Annotated in this window: 16 protein-coding genes and 1 pseudogene; 12 read left to right on the top strand and 5 right to left on the bottom strand. The window is 66.1% G+C overall.

What is annotated here, in order from left to right; genetic code table 11:
• Both JHC81_RS03425 and JHC81_RS03420 read left to right on the top strand, forming a co-directional pair.
• Positions 1-644 (top strand): annotated as a pseudogene (locus JHC81_RS03425) (hypothetical protein); the annotation flags it as partial.
• The gene (locus JHC81_RS03420; RefSeq protein WP_292170669.1) at positions 641-1,735 is read left to right on the top strand and encodes a DUF2336 domain-containing protein; all 1,095 of its coding nucleotides are present in this window, start codon (positions 641-643) and stop codon (positions 1,733-1,735) included. The pseudogene JHC81_RS03425 and the gene JHC81_RS03420, both read left to right, overlap by 4 nt.
• 10 nt (positions 1,736-1,745) lie before the next feature.
• Here the strand turns inward: JHC81_RS03420 and JHC81_RS03415 are convergent, their stop codons facing one another.
• Complete coding sequence (locus JHC81_RS03415; RefSeq protein WP_292170666.1) at positions 1,746-2,453, bottom strand: hypothetical protein; 708 nt, start codon at positions 2,451-2,453, stop codon at positions 1,746-1,748.
• An 80-nt stretch (positions 2,454-2,533) separates the two neighbouring features.
• On the opposite strand from JHC81_RS03415, the gene JHC81_RS03410 reads away from it, so the two are divergent.
• On the top strand, positions 2,534-3,499 hold the full coding sequence (locus JHC81_RS03410; protein ID WP_292170673.1) for a formylglycine-generating enzyme family protein: 966 nt from the start codon (positions 2,534-2,536) through the stop codon (positions 3,497-3,499).
• Between the two features lie 565 nt (positions 3,500-4,064).
• Here JHC81_RS03410 and JHC81_RS03405 read toward each other — a convergent pair.
• From JHC81_RS03405 to cysK, 4 genes are all read right to left on the bottom strand, one after another.
• Entirely contained in the window at positions 4,065-4,499 is a 435-nt protein-coding gene (locus JHC81_RS03405; RefSeq protein ID WP_292170663.1) for a MucR family transcriptional regulator, read from the bottom strand.
• Positions 4,500-4,671: 172 nt separating this feature from the next.
• On the bottom strand, positions 4,672-5,892 hold the full coding sequence (locus JHC81_RS03400; RefSeq protein WP_292170659.1) for a DUF2336 domain-containing protein: 1,221 nt from the start codon (positions 5,890-5,892) through the stop codon (positions 4,672-4,674).
• 26 nt (positions 5,893-5,918) lie between these two features.
• On the bottom strand, positions 5,919-6,593 hold the full coding sequence (locus tag JHC81_RS03395) for a DUF6624 domain-containing protein (protein WP_292170656.1): 675 nt from the start codon (positions 6,591-6,593) through the stop codon (positions 5,919-5,921).
• Positions 6,594-7,577 carry a cysteine synthase A gene (cysK, locus tag JHC81_RS03390; protein ID WP_292170653.1) on the bottom strand — a complete coding sequence of 328 codons (984 nt, stop codon included), beginning with the start codon at positions 7,575-7,577 and terminating at the stop codon, positions 6,594-6,596.
• Positions 7,578-7,762: 185 nt separating this feature from the next.
• Between cysK and JHC81_RS03385 the strand changes: the two genes are divergently transcribed.
• The 9 genes from JHC81_RS03385 to JHC81_RS03345 all read left to right on the top strand — a co-directional run bounded on the left by JHC81_RS03385 (position 7,763) and on the right by JHC81_RS03345 (position 15,514).
• A complete protein-coding gene (locus JHC81_RS03385) occupies positions 7,763-8,671 on the top strand; it encodes a DMT family transporter (RefSeq protein ID WP_292170652.1) in 909 nt (302 codons plus the stop codon).
• A gap of 36 nt (positions 8,672-8,707) precedes the next feature.
• The gene (locus tag JHC81_RS03380) at positions 8,708-9,145 is read left to right on the top strand and encodes a hypothetical protein (RefSeq protein WP_292170650.1); all 438 of its coding nucleotides are present in this window, start codon (positions 8,708-8,710) and stop codon (positions 9,143-9,145) included.
• A gap of 132 nt (positions 9,146-9,277) precedes the next feature.
• Positions 9,278-9,895: a LuxR C-terminal-related transcriptional regulator gene (locus JHC81_RS03375; protein WP_292170647.1), complete on the top strand. Its 618-nt coding sequence runs from the start codon at positions 9,278-9,280 to the stop codon at positions 9,893-9,895.
• A gap of 106 nt (positions 9,896-10,001) precedes the next feature.
• On the top strand, positions 10,002-10,778 hold the full coding sequence (locus JHC81_RS03370) for a bacteriorhodopsin-like (RefSeq protein WP_292170645.1): 777 nt from the start codon (positions 10,002-10,004) through the stop codon (positions 10,776-10,778).
• A 138-nt stretch (positions 10,779-10,916) separates the two neighbouring features.
• A complete protein-coding gene (locus tag JHC81_RS03365) occupies positions 10,917-11,780 on the top strand; it encodes a Brp/Blh family beta-carotene 15,15'-dioxygenase (RefSeq protein ID WP_292170644.1) in 864 nt (287 codons plus the stop codon).
• Between the two features lie 13 nt (positions 11,781-11,793).
• Positions 11,794-12,309 carry a CBS domain-containing protein gene (locus JHC81_RS03360; RefSeq protein ID WP_292170643.1) on the top strand — a complete coding sequence of 172 codons (516 nt, stop codon included), beginning with the start codon at positions 11,794-11,796 and terminating at the stop codon, positions 12,307-12,309.
• Between the two features lie 127 nt (positions 12,310-12,436).
• On the top strand, positions 12,437-13,780 hold the full coding sequence (fliI, locus tag JHC81_RS03355; RefSeq protein ID WP_292170641.1) for a flagellar protein export ATPase FliI: 1,344 nt from the start codon (positions 12,437-12,439) through the stop codon (positions 13,778-13,780).
• A 28-nt stretch (positions 13,781-13,808) separates the two neighbouring features.
• Positions 13,809-14,219, top strand: coding sequence for a flagellar FliJ family protein (locus JHC81_RS03350; RefSeq protein ID WP_292170639.1), 411 nt, complete (start codon positions 13,809-13,811; stop codon positions 14,217-14,219).
• A gap of 236 nt (positions 14,220-14,455) precedes the next feature.
• Entirely contained in the window at positions 14,456-15,514 is a 1,059-nt protein-coding gene (locus tag JHC81_RS03345; RefSeq protein ID WP_292170636.1) for an endo-1,4-beta-xylanase, read from the top strand.
• Positions 15,515-15,632: the final 118 nt, after the last annotated feature.

Here is a 15,632-nt window from a genome sequence, read left to right as displayed (position 1 = left end):
CCGTCGACCTGCCGCCCCCACCGCGCGCACCCACCTATTCGCCCAATGTGGCCCCCCAGCCGCAGGCCCAGTTCCAGGCCCAGCGTCAGGATGATCGTCAGTTCCTGCCGGAATATCTGGCCGGTCAGGGCGGGGCCCAGCCCGCGCCGTCACAGGCCGTCTATGCCGACAGCCCACGCCCGGCACCCGCCCCCGTCGCCCCGACCTATGCCGAGCCGCAACCTTCTCCGTCGGACGCAGCCGATCCGATGGCTCCGCGCCGCGACGCCCCGATCTTCCGCCTGCAGCGTCCGGCACCCGTCGCGCCCGCGCCCGTCCCCGGCCCTTCGGCCAAGACGGCCCCATCCGCCCCGCAAGGCGACGCCGCTCCGGCTCCGCGCCAGATGGCCGCCGTCACCGCCAATCCGTCCGACCACCCGGAAATGCAGGCCTCACGCCGCTACTCCGTCCATCGCCAGAACGGGCAGCAGCCGGACGCCGTCGCGATCCCTCAACCCACCTATGTCGACGCCCTGGCCGTGACCCTGACCGACATGCCGGCAGGCCGCGATCTGGCCGAGCCTGCGCCGGGCCCGAACCTCTACCGTGACAACCAGGGCCGCGTGCGTGCCGCGCCCGCCGCCTCCGACGGGGACCATCAGTGACGACCACCGTGGCCCCCTCCCGCCTGCCCCAGCTGATCGATCTCGCGCAGGACAAGTCCAGCGAGAACCGCCGCGCCCTGCTGCGCGAGCTGACCGACCATTTCTTCGGCACCACGCCGCGCACCGATACCGAAGACGCCCTGTACGGCCAGATCCTGACCCAGCTGGCCAGCGACATGGAAACCGCTGTCCGCGCCGAACTGGCCGCCCGGTTCGCCAATGCCCTGGACGCGCCCCACCCGCTGATGCGCAGCCTCGCCCATGACGTGTCCGAGGTCGCCGGCGTCGTCCTGGCCAAGTCCCAGGTGCTGACCGACAGCGATCTGGTCGATGTCGTCAATCGCCGCACCCAGGCCCATATGCGCGCTGTGTCCCAGCGCGAGACGGTGTCGGAGGTCGTCTCCGACGCCATCATCGACAAGGGCGACGACATCACCCTGGGCACCCTTTTGCGCAACGACGGGGCCCGGCTGTCGCGCGAGGGGTCAGAGGCCGTGGTCGAGCGTGCCAAGGCCAACCCCGACCTGCACGAGGCGACGGTCCAGCGTGCCAGCCTTGAACCCGATCTGCTGAACGAGATGTATTTCGTGGTCGAGGCGCGCCTGCGTCAGCAGATCCTGGAAAAGAACGCCCGCCTGGACCCCGCCCTGCTGGAAAGCGCCCTGTCCGCCGGTCGTGCCCGCGTGGCGGCCGAGGACGGCATCCTGCCCGCCGACTATGCCGAGAGCCTGGCCTATGTCGAGGAACTGCGCGCCGCCGGTCAGCTGACGCCCCAGATGCTGGCCCGCTTCCTGCGTTCCGGCTCCAAGACCTCCTTCCTGATCGCCCTAGCCCAGCTGTCGGACATCGACTTCCACACCGCCAGCAAGATCGTCGAGCGGCGCGAACTGGATGCCCTGGCCGTCGTCTGCAAGGGCGCGGACCTGGATCGGGCCCTGTTCCTGACCTATGCTGTGGTCCTGCTGAACGACGACGGCGACGCCATGGGCAAGGCCCAGTCCTATGCCCGCATGTATGGCGAACTGACCAAGGAAGCGGCGATGCGCACCCTGCGCTTCTGGCGGATGCGCCGGACGGCCCAGGCGGCGTAGGAGTCGCTGCCTAAGGGCTGACGAAGGCCCCCACGATGCCGATGATGCCCACCAACGCGCCGGCGACCCCGGCGGCCACCTGGACAGCCGCCATCAGGACGATCCCCTTCAGCACGCCGATGACGCGTGTCCTGAACCATCGACCCTGTCCCATCCGGACAAAGGCGATTACGCCCAGCGCCGCGATGATCAGAGACACCACGCCCACCAGAGGACTGGTGCCATAGCCCCACCACGCCAGGGGCAGCATCGTTACGGTCCAGGCGCACAACCAGGCAAAGGTGGCGCGGAACCCCCGGCGCCAGCCCAAGTCGTCCTTGTCCCACCACCGCAGAAAGGGCGTTGCGGTCAGGGCGAAGAAGAAAGAACCCAGCGGCACAAGGACCAAAGTCATCCACCCGTCGGCGTCGGCGATGAAGGCATCCCTGGACTTGCCGGTCTGTTCCAGCAAGGGCGCGAGCACTTCGGGCGGATAGCTTTCCAGCATGTAGCCGGCCCCGCCCTTCAGGAACAGGATCAGCATCAGTATGGCGTTCAGGGCCAGATACAGCCGCAGAGGCCGGGCATAGAGACCACCGCCCTCGGCCCCGCCCTCCATCCACGCCGTCAGCACCGTGGCCGGGCGCAGCAGCAGGTCTCTGACCGTCACCAGCTCGCGCCCGCCCATGCCCAGGACATCTTCGGCCAGATCGCTGCCGGGTTTGCTGGTATTGGTCATCGTCGTCCCCCTGTCGCCAGTGATAGCGGCATTGACGGCGAAGCCAAGCCGGTTCGTGAGGACGGATGCTCCGCTTGTCGATGAGCTCTGCTACACTGGCGACTGGCCTGTTGTTGATTGCCTTGCATGGGGTGTTGGCGATGACTTCCAGAACCGTCTTTCTTGCAGTTTGTACCATGATGGCGTTGGCATCTTCGGCACACGCCCACGAGGTGGGCTACAGCCCGGGCCAAACCATTCGCGACACCTTGAGCGATGGCACCGTGGGGCCAGAGATGGTGGTCCTGCCAGCGGGCAGGTTTCTCATGGGTTCGCCGGCCGATGAAAAGGGCAGAGATTTCACCGAAGGTCCGCAAGTCGAAATCACGCTCTCCCGGCCCTTTGCCGTCGGCAAATATGAACTCACTTGGGACGAATGGGAGAAATGCGTCGCCAAGAGGGGGTGCCAGGACAACTCCCGCCGAGGTTACAGTGCGACGTCGTCTCCGGACTGGTCGGGTGATGCCGGATACGGACGTGGCCGACGCCCCGTCATCAATGTCAGCTGGGGCGATGCCGAGGCCTATGTGACGTGGCTGAGTGCGGAAACGGGCGAGACCTACAGGCTGCTCAGCGAGGCCGAGTGGGAGTATGCGGCACGCGCAGGCTCGACGGGTCGGTTCGGATGGGGCGATGCCGAACCGACGTGCGATGCGGGGCAAGAAAACACCGCCAACTTCGATGGCCCCAATTCGGTGGGATTCATTGCCGGGTGCAACGGGCGCCGCACCGAACCCGTAGGCTTTTCAGCGCCTAACGCCTTCGGCCTGTATGACATGCATGGAAATGTGCGCGAGTGGACCAAGGACTGCTTTCATGTGTCCCTGGAAGGGATTCCAGCAGACGGATCGCCTTGGGTGACCGATTGCGCACGGGGCGGCGAAGGCAATGTCTTCCGCGGGGGCTCCTTCACCGGAGGCGTCGATCAACTACGCTCCGCATCCCGTCAGGCGACCATTGGACGTGAAGTCAACATGGGCTTCCGCATCGCCCGTGAACTGGATTGAGGGTGTGTCAGTGTGCGCGTCGAGATGATCAGCAGTTGCCCCTCAGCGCTGGTCAAGCTCCGCCAACCACCGTGATCAGCGGATAGTCACAGCGGAGCTTTTGGTCGAGCACGCCAATATACCGTTTCACGAGACGACAACTTGGCAAATCAGTCGCTTGCAAACCCAGACTGTTTGGCGAAGATTGCTTTGCAAAATTCTTTCGAGGGGATCGAAGATGGATGCGGTTCTGAAGCGTGGAAGACCTTCCCTTTCCATCTTGGTCGTCATCAGCCTATCGGGCTTGATTTCGGCTTGCGCAGGCCACTCTGTTGACTGGGCGAGCGTTGGAGCGGGGGCCGTCAATCAAGCCTGCAAGAATTCATCCCACTGTGACCCGCCTTGCTCGCGTGACGGAACGCGGCCTGACTGCGTCACGGGCTCTGTTCCCTGAAGTCTGCTAACACCCCAGCGGCACTTCGATGGTCCCGCTTCCGGCCCCGATAGAGCGCTTCAACTCACACACCAAAACGCCCGTCACCGTTGCCGGTCGCGGGCGTCTCGATCTCAGTCTGTCAGCCGGTGACTACTTCTTGGCGCGGCCGGCGGTGGCGCGGGCGGGTTTGCGGCCGCCCTGGCCCAGGCCCATCTGCTTGGCCAGGTCCGAGCGGGCCTTGGCATAGTTGGGGGCGACCATGGGATAGTCCTTGGGCAGGTTCCACTTGGCGCGGTATTCTTCGGGGCTGATGTTGTACTTGGTGCGCAGGTGACGCTTCAGCGACTTGAACTTGCGGCCGTCTTCCAGGCAGATCAGATAGTCGGGCGTGATCGACTTGCGCACCGAGACGGCGGGTTCCTTGACCTCGGGCTCGACTTCGACGACGCCGGTCGAGATCTGCGACAGGGCGGCGTGGATGCTGGAGATCAGGCCGGGCACTTCCGTCACCTGGACGTTGTTGTTGCCGACATAGGCCGACACGATGTCCGCCGTCATTTCCAGAAGTTGTGCGTTGTCTTCCATGGTCTTTGGCCCCAGATATGTTTGCCAGATGTTCCGGCGGAATCGACAGATCAGAACGACCGTCGTTGACGCCGCTATTAGGTTTCTTTGCCGGAACACGCAATGCTGTAACGACGACAGCGTGCATTTGACCCACAAGCACAGCGTTCAGTCCTGCGGCCGGCTCGACTGATCAGCGGCCGAAGTTGTCGGCCAGGGCCATCATGGCGGCGCGTTCGGACGGCGAGTATTCGTTCTGCATCTCGTCTTCGCCGTCGCGGATAGCCCGCAAGAGAGCCGGCGTCAGCGCCGACGACAACGACCAGTTCCAGTAACGCAGCACCGTCTGGGCCCGATCGACGGCCAGCATGTCATAGGTGACCTGAACCCGTTCCCAAGCCGGAGCGACATCGCCGTTGGCCGTGACCTCCGGACGTTTCATCGACCGCCACAAACCCGCCAGATCGGCCTTTGACAGCCCCGTCGCCTTGCAGAGGATAGCCAGGGGCTCGCCGCCGACATCCCCCAGGATCTTGGCCCCGGTCAGAGGCTTGACCCCCGACAGATAGGAGATTTCGGCCGCGATCTCGCGGTTCAGCCCGATCTCACTGGCCGCGGCGACAGCCTGTTCCAGTCCGCCATAAGGGCTGCGTTCGATGGCCGCGCGGTTGCGCTGGCGGCGCTCGATGAACTGCAGGGCCTTGCGCGACAACGGGTCCTGCCAGCCCTCATCGGCGGCGAGGGCGAAGATGTCCTCCGACACCTCCTGCATGACCTCGCGGGAGACGGCGAACCTTTGCAGGATGGTCCGACGATCCTCCGCCCCGCACCACCAGAACATGACATAGGCCGCCGAGGGCCGCAGTTCCGGCCGGCGCAACAGATGTTCGCACAGCTCGACATTATGCCGGCTCAGACTGACCACACCTTCGATGGCCGCCTGACCCAGCCTGGCGTTGCGGTTCTTCAACACCGCAGCGATGACGTCGGCCTCGCCAAAGCTCATGACCGTCTCGGTGACGACCTCGCTGATACCGCGCCGCTCGGCCATGATCAGCCGATGCTCGCGGTCCGTGTCGCGCGCGCAGGCGGCCAGATCGGCATCGGTCAGGGAGGCGCAGTGTTCGATCAGCAGGCCCGCGATATCGGGCTCGTCGCGCAGCAGCATCCGCGCCAGGGCATTGGGTATCTCCGACAGCACGGCCAGACGCTGGGCGACCCTGCGACGATCCTCCGAGGTCGCCAGGCTGAGCATCTCGACCAGCAGATCGCCGACCACCGCCCGCTCGAACGCATTGATCCGGCTGGCCGGCAGCGACACGACATCGGCCAGCCGCTTCAGCAACGCGTGGCGCGCGCGGAACTGCGCCTGCGTGTTCGCCTCGTCGTTGGGAAGAAGGGCCGGGTCGGACATGAAGGCGGAGTCTAGGCCGGACGCGGTTAACCGGGAATGGACGCTTCGGCGGCGCACTTCTGATCGTAGAAGGGCAGCAGCTCCGACCAGCGGATATCCAGACGCAGTTCGGCCCGCGCCGCCTCGACGGCCTCGGCGCTCTCGACGCTGCTACGGTCGAAAGCGCCATCGCGGCAGGGACGGTGGGTGCCGTAAATCTGCAGACCGGTGCGCGCCATGCTGACGCGGTCGGCCATGGCGGTATAGTCGAACGCGCTCAGTTCGCCACGCTGGTAGGCGGCCCGGACGTCCGGCAGCCAGCGCTCGCGCAGGGCCGTGCCGCCGTCCTCGTCAGGCGCATGCTGAACGATCAGCCAGACAGCCTCCTGAAATTGAGGAGCCCAGGTCGGCCAGCCGTGGCGATCCAGGATCGCCTTCACGCGAGGCAGATTGTCGGTATCGACCTCTGTCCAGATGGTCTGACATTGCTCCGGCGTCGCGGCCGCCCCGTAGCGGGCATGACAGTCGAGATTCAGCAAGGCGTCCTGCCGCACACCCTGGTCCGCCGCGCGGCGCAATCCCAGCTCCTGAACCAGACAGTCCCGATCCTCCAGGCTGCACGCCAGGGCATGCGCAGCCCGCAGGTTGGTCAGAGGCGAGGTCGGCGAAGCCGCGTCCTGCCCCGTCATCAGGGCCAGCACCAGGAACGCCGGGGCCAGCATTTACAGCCCCTCGAACAGCGCCGTACTCAGATAGCGTTCCGCGAAACTGGGAATGATGGCGACGATGGTCTTGCCGGCGTTTTCGTCGAGCGCGGCCAGGCGGAAGGCCGCCAGGACGGCAGCACCGGAGCTGATGCCGACAGGGATGCCCTCCACGCGGGCGACCTTGCGGGCCATGTCGAAGGCGTCGTCGTTGGAGACCTGTTCCACCCCGTCGATGACCGAGCGGTCGACGATGGAGGGGACGAAGCCCGCGCCGATTCCCTGGATCTTGTGCGGCCCCGGCTCGCCGCCCGACAGGACAGGGCTGGCGGTAGGCTCGACCGCGATCATGCGCAGCGACGGCTTCTTGGCCTTCAGGGCCTGGCCCACGCCGGTGATGGTGCCGCCCGTGCCGACGCCGGCGATGATGATGTCCACCGCGCCGTTGGTGTCGTTCCAGATTTCCTCGGCGGTCGAGACCTTGTGGATGGCGGGATTGGCTTCGTTATCGAACTGGGCCGGGCTGACGGCACCGGGGGTGCGGGCCAGCAGTTCCTGGGCCATGGCGATGGCCCCCTTCATGCCCTTTTCAGCCGGTGTCAGCACCAGTTCGGCCCCCAGCAGGGCCAGCATCTTGCGCCGCTCGATCGACATGCTCTCCGGCATGGTCAGAATCAGCTTGTAGCCCTTGGCAGCGGCGACGAAGGCCAGGGCGATGCCGGTGTTGCCGGACGTCGGCTCGATCAGGACGCCGCCCGGTTTCAGTCGCCCGGACTGCTCGAGCGCCTCGATCATGGCCACGCCGATCCGGTCCTTGACCGACGCCAAGGGATTGAAGAACTCCAGCTTGGCCAGCACTGTCGCCCTGGGCTGATACTCCGCCGACAGGCGCGGCAAGCCCACGATGGGGGTGTCGCCGATGGTGTCCAGGATGGAGTCATAGACCTTGCCCCGACCGGCTTTCAGGTGGCGCGAGGCGTCATAGGCGGCGGTGTCGGACATGGGGAGGTCTCCGGCAGATGTGAGAGTCCGTGAGAGTCGACTCTACTTTCTCTCATCGGGGTCGAAAGCGTAGCCATCGATCTAGGCACGGCGGGGGCGCGGCGCAACGCGGGATGGCAAACGACACGCAAGAGCGCGTGCCATTTGTCGAGGCCAAGGTCGCCGTTCGCGTCTATGGACGAGAGATGCCGACCCCTTCCCATAGCTACAGACCGTCACTCCCGAGCGCCGCCCTGCCCTATCTGGCGCTGCTGGGCGGTATGGTGTCGCTGGCGGTGGGGACGTCGTTCGCGAAACAGCTGTTTCCGGTGGTGGGAGCAGAAGGGACCTCGGCGCTGAGGGTCGGGCTGTCGGCCTTGGTGCTGGTGGCGATCTGGCGACCGTGGCGGTTCGCTCTGGGTCGAGCGGACGCGAAGGGGGTGCTGCTGTACGGCCTGGTTCTGGGGCTGATGAACCTGTGCTTCTACATGTCGCTGCGGACCATTCCGCTGGGGCTGGCCATCGCCATCGAGTTCGCCGGGCCTCTGACGCTGGCGCTGATCCATGCGCGCAAGCCCATCCATTTCGTCTGGATCGTCTGTGCCGTCGCAGGCCTGGGCTTGCTGTTGCCGATCCGGCGCGGGCTGAATGCGCTGGACCCGGTCGGCGTGGCGTTCGCGGCGGCAGCGGGCCTGTTCTGGGCGCTGTACATCGTCTTTGGAAAGCGGCTGTCGCACATGCATGCCGGCCAGTCGGTGGCCCTGGGCATGAGCACGGCGGCGGTGGTCATCCTGCCCTTCGGCGTGGTCAGTGCCGGTGCCGCCCTGCTGGCCCCGTCGGTCCTGCTGATCGGCCTGGGGGTCGCCCTGGTGTCCAGTGCCCTGCCCTATTCGCTGGAGATGATCGCCCTGCGTCACATCCCCAAACGCACCTTCGGTGTCCTGCTGTCGGGCGAACCGGCCATCGGGGCGGTGGCGGGGTTGTTCCTGTTGCACGAACAGCTCAGCGGCCTGCAATGGCTGGCCATCGGCTTCATCGTCATGGCCTCGGTCGGGGCCATCCTGACGACGGGGCAGCGGGAAGTGACGCTGGCAGAACCCGTCGTGCCAGCCTAGTCTGCCCGTCAGTCGAGTAAACCTGGTGGTCGTGCGATGCTCTCAACAGCCTTCGTCCTGTCGGTCCTGCTTCCCCATCAGGAGGTGGTCATGCGAACGAGCAGGCCGCCGCTGCCTGTTCTGGTCTCGACATCGACCGAAGTCGTGTGTCGGGGGCGACGCGTTTCAATCGAAGGCCTGAACGGGTGGGGGTCTGAATTCGAGGGGCCCCGCATCCGCTACAACGGAAGGCGGGTCGATATCTCGCCGGAACTTACAGACTTCTTCGTCGGCGAGCGGGCCGCAAGTTTTCGGATTTCCGGCACATGCCCTGAGAGCGGACCCGGGGTGATGCTGACCGTCTATCGCGCCTCCGCCGCAATCGATGGATCCGTCTCCTACGCGATCAGAGGCATCGACGTGGAACGCGACGGCCGCGTGATCGACAAGGGCAGCGAGGTCACGGCTGACCCGGACGCCTTCTGGTTTCGCTAGCATCGAGATCGTGACGTCGATGGGCACGTGGGCCGAGGGGGTCGCGCCTGCCTGAGAAAGACCGCGACGGGATGCCCGCTTTGACACCCCCGATCCTGGGCGTAGGGTCCTGGTCGGGGGACGACGGAGCGAATGGCCTACGAACTGGACGAGGACGGTATCAGCCTGAGGGACTCCATCGTCCGCAGTCCGATCGCGTCGGTCGTCAGCGATCCGCGCCTGCCCGACAATCCGATCATCGCCGTCAACCAGGCCTTCTGCGACCTCACCGGCTATAGCGACGACGAAATCCTGGGCCGCAACTGCCGCTTTCTGGCCGGGCCGGCGACCGAGCCCTGGCTGACCGAACGCATCCGCCAGGGCACGCGAGATCGCCGGGCGACCCTGGTCGAAATCCTGAACTACAAGCGCGACGGCCAGCCTTTCCGCAACGCCGTTCTGGTGGCGCCGGTCTTCACGCCCGATGGCGAACTGGAGTACTTTCTGGGCTCCCAGGTCGAGCTGGAACCGGATGCGGTGGGGCCCTCGTCCAGCCGCCATCACCATGCCGTCGAGGTGGTACGGACCCTCTCGCCGCGACAGCGCGAAATCCTGCAGCAGATCGCGGCCGGCCATCGCAGCAAGCAGATCGCCTACAACCTGTCGCTCAGCGAAAAGACGGTGAAGATGCACCGGGGCCTGATCCTGGAAAAGATCGGCACCCACAATGTCGCAGACGCCATCCGCCTGGCCGTCGAGGCTGGGCTCTAGGGGATGCGACACTCCGGGTACGGCCTAAAGGCCGTATGGCGCAGATGGGCTTAAAGGCTGACGGTTCTCCAGCAAGGCCAGACAAGGGCCGACTGGAGGATTCACAATGCCAACCATCGACGTCGGGCAGTACCTGCTCGTCTACAACGCCTTCTCTTTCACCTTCGCCACCATGGCGGCGGCGACCCTGTTCCTGTGGCTGAGCCGCTCGCAGGTCGGTCCCGCCTATCGCTCGGCCCTGGTCATCTCGGGACTGGTGACCGCCATCGCCGCCTATCACTACTTCCGCATCTTCGAGAGCTGGGAGTCCGCCTACGAAGTCCGCAACGGCGTGATCCAGGTCACGGGCCTGGCCTTCAACGACGCCTATCGCTACGTCGACTGGCTGCTGACCGTGCCGCTGCTGCTGATCGAACTGATCCTGGTCATGCGGCTGTCGCAGTCGGAAACCATGTCCAAGTCGATCAAGCTGGGCTTTGCTGCGGCGCTGATGATCGTGCTGGGCTATCCGGGCGAGATCGCCGACGACAACGCCACGCGCGCCATCTGGGGCACACTGTCAACCGTGCCGTTCCTGTACATCGTGTGGGAGCTGTTCAAGGGTCTGGGCGCTTCGATCGAGCGCCAGCCGGAAAGCGTCAAGGGTCTGATCAAGGGGGCCCGCATGCTGACCTTCGCATCGTGGGGCTTCTATCCCATCGTCTACATGATCCCCTTCACCAACATGGGGGGCGGCAGCGTCGAGACGGCGGTCCAGATCGGCTACACCATCGCCGACATCATCGCCAAGGCCGGCGTGGGCGTGCTGGTCTACATGATCGCCGTCCGCAAATCGGCGGTCGAATACGGTGAGCCAGGCCACACGGTCACCACCGCGTCCTGACGGCTGCAGGAAACGACGTCCGGACGGGTTCGCGCCCGTCCGGACAGTGTCGCAACAGGAGGCATCACGATGCCTGTCACCTTTGCATCGAGACCGGGGTTGCCACGATCACTGTCGGGGTCGACGCTTGTGATCGGCGTGCTCGCCCTCACCCTTCTGGCGCTGGCCGCCGGAGTGCCGCTGTCGGGGGGCATGGCCACGGCCGTCGCCTGTCTGGCCTTGCTGGTGTTCGGCCTGCCGCACGGCACGCTGGACCTCGAGATCATCCGCGCACAGCAGGCGGGCCCGTGGACCGGGATGGTCACACTGGTTCTGCTGTACCTGGGATTGGCGGCGGCCATGTACGGCCTGTGGCGAGCCGAGCCGGTGCTGGCCCTGGCGGCCTTCATCGCCATCGCCGTCGCGCATTTTTCGGAAGACTGGGACGGGGCGGGCCCCGTCATCCTGAGGGCCGGTCTGGCCCTGGCCCTGCTGGCGGCACCGACGCTGCTGCACCGGGCCGAACTGGACGCCATCTTCATCGGCCTGACGGACAGAGCGGGTGCATCGGCGGTGACGGACGGGCTGATGCTGGTCCTGCCGGTGGCCGTCGGCCTGGGTCTGATCGCCATCGCCTCGCTGTGGCAGGCCGGGCGGCGCGATCAGGCCATCGGGGGGCTGGCGGCCCTGACCGGCATGCTGGTCCTGCCGCCGATCATAGGCTTTGCGCTGTACTTCTGCCTGTTCCATTCGCCCCGGCATTTCCGTGAAAGCCTGCTGACGCTGAACTGGCGCGGCGTGGCGAGCTGGGGCGGGGTCGTGCTGCCGCTGACGCTGGCGGCGGGGGCGATCGGGGTGCTGGTCTTCGGCCTGGAGATCCGCGCGGCCATGCCCGAGCGGATCATGGCGGCCAGCTTCATGACCCTGTCGATCCTGACGGTGCCGCACATGCTGGTACCGCCCCTGATCGCAACCCTTTCGAAACTGCGACATCCCCACGCGCTCAAGACGGAAACGGCCTGAAAGGACGACGCCCATGAAGATCAAGGACAGACCCGAGTTTCGCAGCAAGGCGGCCGTGCTGACCTTCGGCCCCAAGGCGCTTGTCTCCGAAGCCGTCGCCATCATGAGCGAACGCAACTATGGCGCAGCGGTCATCGTCAGCCCCGATCGCAAGCCGCTGGGGATCGTGACGGAGCGTGACTTCATGCGTCGGCTGCTGAACAAGCGGCTGGATCCGGACAAGACCACGCTGGACCAGATCATGACCACGGATCTGAAGATGGCGCGGGCCGATGACGACCTGCTGGACTGGCTGCGCCTGATGTCCAACGAGCGATTTCGCCACCTGCCCGTCATCGACGATCAGGGCATCATCATCAGCATGATGAGCCAGGGCGACTTCGTCAGCTACACCTGGCCCGAACTGATGGGACGACTGAAGGAACAGGCCAAGGCCACCTTCGACGTCAGCCCGTCCATCGTGCTGATGATCGCCGGCGTCGCGGTGTTCGCAGCCTCCGTCGTGACGATCTTCACGCAGCTTCAGTAGGGCGGGAGGCGTCCGGCTGGGCGGTGGACAGCGCCGCTGCCTTCACCCCCTGTTAACCACGATCACCCATCCGTAGAGGCAGTATTTGCCGGGCTGGCTCAGCGCGGCCTTCGGGGTCCTCTGCATCGTGCGCTCACTCACCGCCGCCGTCGAAGCGATCGATCCGCTGGTCGTGACCGGCAAGGTCGCGGGGGTGAACGGTCTGCTGATCGAGTCCAGGGGCGGGCTGTCGCGGCTGTCGGTCGGGGCGCGGGCGGAGATTCAACGGGGGCGCGGCCTCAATCCCCTGCCGGCCGAGGTCGTGGGGTTCCGCGATGCCAAGGCCCTGCTGATGCCATTCGGGCCGGTCGAGGGCGTGGCCCCCGGAGCCGACATCCGCATCATCGACAGTGCCGCCAGCGTGCGGCCGACGACCGCTTGGCTCGGCCGGATCATCGACGCCTTTGGCCAGCCGATCGACGGCAAAGGCCCCCTGCCGCAAGGCCCGGCGGCCTATCCGCTGCGTGCGCCGCCGCCGCCCGCTCATTCGCGCGGACGCGTGGGCGAGCGGCTGGACCTGGGCGTGCGGTCGATGGACGTCTTCACCACCACCTGCCGGGGTCAGCGCCTGGGCATCTTTGCCGGCTCGGGCGTCGGCAAGTCGGTGCTGCTGTCCATGCTGGCCAAGGAGGCCACCTGCGATGTCGTCGTGGTCGGCCTGATCGGCGAGCGGGGCCGGGAGGTGCGCGAGTTCGTCGAGGAGACGCTGGGCGAAGAGGGCCTGCGCCGCGCCGTCGTGGTGGTGGCGACGTCGGACGAGCCCGCGCTGAAGCGGCGCCAGTCGGCCTATATGACCATGGCGATCAGCGAATATTTCCGGGATCAGGACCTGGAGGTGCTGTGCCTGATGGACAGCGTCACCCGCTTTGCCATGGCCCAGCGCGAGATCGGGCTTGCCGCGGGCGAGCCGCCGACGACCAAGGGCTACACCCCCACCGTCTTCACCGAACTGCCCAAGCTGCTGGAGCGGGCCGGGCCCGGGCCGGTGCGGGCGGACGGGACGACGGCGGGGCCGATCACCGCCCTGTTCACCGTGCTGGTGGACGGCGGGGACCATGACGAGCCGATCGCCGATGCCGTGCGCGGTATCCTGGACGGCCACATCGTGATGGACCGCAAGATCGCCGAGCGCGGGCGTTTCCCCGCCATCGATGTGCTGAAATCCGTCAGCCGCACCCTGCCCGCCTGTCAGACGCCGCCCGAGCGCGAGCTGAACAAGCGCGCCCGCCAGTGCCTGAGCGCCTATGCCAATATGGAAGAGCTGATCAAGATCGGCGCTTACCGGACCGGTGCCGACCCCATCGTCGACCGCGCCATCGCCCTGAATCCGGCGTTGGAAGCCTTCCTGGGTCAGGACAAGGACGATCACACGCCTTTGGCCGAATCCTTCAACCGGTTGGAAAGCATTCTGAACCAAGGTCTGATCCAGTGACCCTGGCTGTTGGAACGAGAGAGTACGCATGACGACCTGGGCGCAATCGCTTATCCGCATTTCCAACTATGAGGTCGAGACGCTGCAGAAGCGTCTGGCCGAGATCAGCGATCGCAAGGCCCGCACCGAAATGCGTCTGGCCATGCTGGAGGCCGAGGCCGAGGGCGAGCAGGGCCGCGCGCGTCAGGATGTCGACGCCGCCATGATGCTGCGGGCCTATCTGGACGGCTGGAAGCAGAAGAAGGCCGCCGTCCAGGCCGACGTCGCCGCCATCGAGGCCGAAGAAGAAGGGGCGCGCGACGCCCTGACCAGCGCCTTCGAGGAGCTGAAGAAGTTCGAACACGTCGCCGAAACCACCCGCCTGAACGCCCTTCTCGCCGCCGGAAAGCGCGAGACGGCCGCGTTCGACGAGATGGGATTGCGGCGGCGGGCCGTATAAAGGCCGATGCCCAAAGAGCGAGCCCTTGGCCACAGGCTCGCATGGGGCTTGCAATGGCCCTTCTATGCCGCCGCGATTGTTAGCGCCGGCAGCGGATTGATGGTCATTGCCGACTTGTTTACCGGCGCACCACTCTCGGATTTGCAATCGGCCAGTTTGGCCTGCTTGGCAGCGGCAGCATGTGCCATCGCTCTTCATTGGTTTCGGAAAGTCCTGACCAGAAGCGGTCCTGCCGCATGATCAATCGCCGTCTTCTCCTCACCGCGCCAATCGCCCTGGCCGCCTGCGACCGCTTCGCTTCCGCTGCGCCCGCGCCGGGACCGGAGGCTGCGCCGCTGAAGGACATCCTGCCCTGCCCGTTCGGGGCAACGGGCATGACCTGGCAGCTGGATCAGGCGGACTGGATCGCCCAGACGCTGAAACACTGTTCCCAGCTGACGCCGGAGTGGGAGCAGAAGATGGAGCGGACCCTGGGGCCCGGCTTCACCTATGATTTCGAGCCGTCGGACCGCGTCGTCGGCTTTGCCCGCGACAACGGTCTGCGCGTCCATGGCCATACGGTGATCTGGTATTCGCAAGGGGCCGAGGTGTTCGATGACGCCACCGTGCCGCGCGATCGGTTCGCCGCCGAGTACGACCGCTACATCTCCACCTTCGTGGGTCGCTACAAGGGCCAGATGGCGGGCTGGGACGTGGTCAACGAGCCGGTGGCCGAGGACGGCGAGGGCCTGCGCGACTGCCACTGGAGCCGGGCGCTGGGCATGGACGGCTATATGGTCCGGGCGTTCGAACAGGCGAAAGCCGCCGATCCGGATGCGGTCCTGTTCCTGAACGAATACAATCTGGAGAACATCCCGAAGAAGGGCGCGACCTTCCTGAAGCTGGTCGAGCGGCTGCTGAAACTGGGCGCGCCCATCGGCGGCATCGGCACCCAGTCGCATCTGGATATCGAAATCCCGGCGGGTCAGATCACGGCCTTCATGCGCGACGCCGCGTCTCTTGGCCTGCCCATCCATGTGTCGGAGTTGGATTTCCCGATGCAGCGCGAGGGGCGGATGCCCGACCTGCGCAGCGTCGCCGACAAGCGGGCGCAGCAGGTGGCGCGGGTGGGCGAACTGGCGGAGGCGTTCATGGCTTTGCCGGAGCGCCAGCGGTACGCCTTCACCACCTGGGGCCTGCGCGACATCGACAGCTGGCTGGTCCGCGAGGGCAAGAGCAGCGACAGCCCCCTGCTGCTGGACGCCGACGGCCGGGCCAATCCGGCGTATCAGGCGGTGGTGGGGGCGGTAAGCTAACGCCCTTCTCCCCTTGCGGGAGAAGGTGGCCGAGCGCAGCGAGGTCGGATGAGGGGTCGCACTGGCCCTTCGAGTAGCGCGCGTTTGCCGCCAGGATGGATAGACTGGCGCGACCCCT

Source organism: Brevundimonas sp., assembly GCF_016463295.1.
In the GTDB taxonomy this organism is placed as follows: Bacteria; Pseudomonadota; Alphaproteobacteria; order Caulobacterales; family Caulobacteraceae; genus Brevundimonas.
This window is presented reverse-complemented; position numbering and strand designations above follow the sequence as displayed.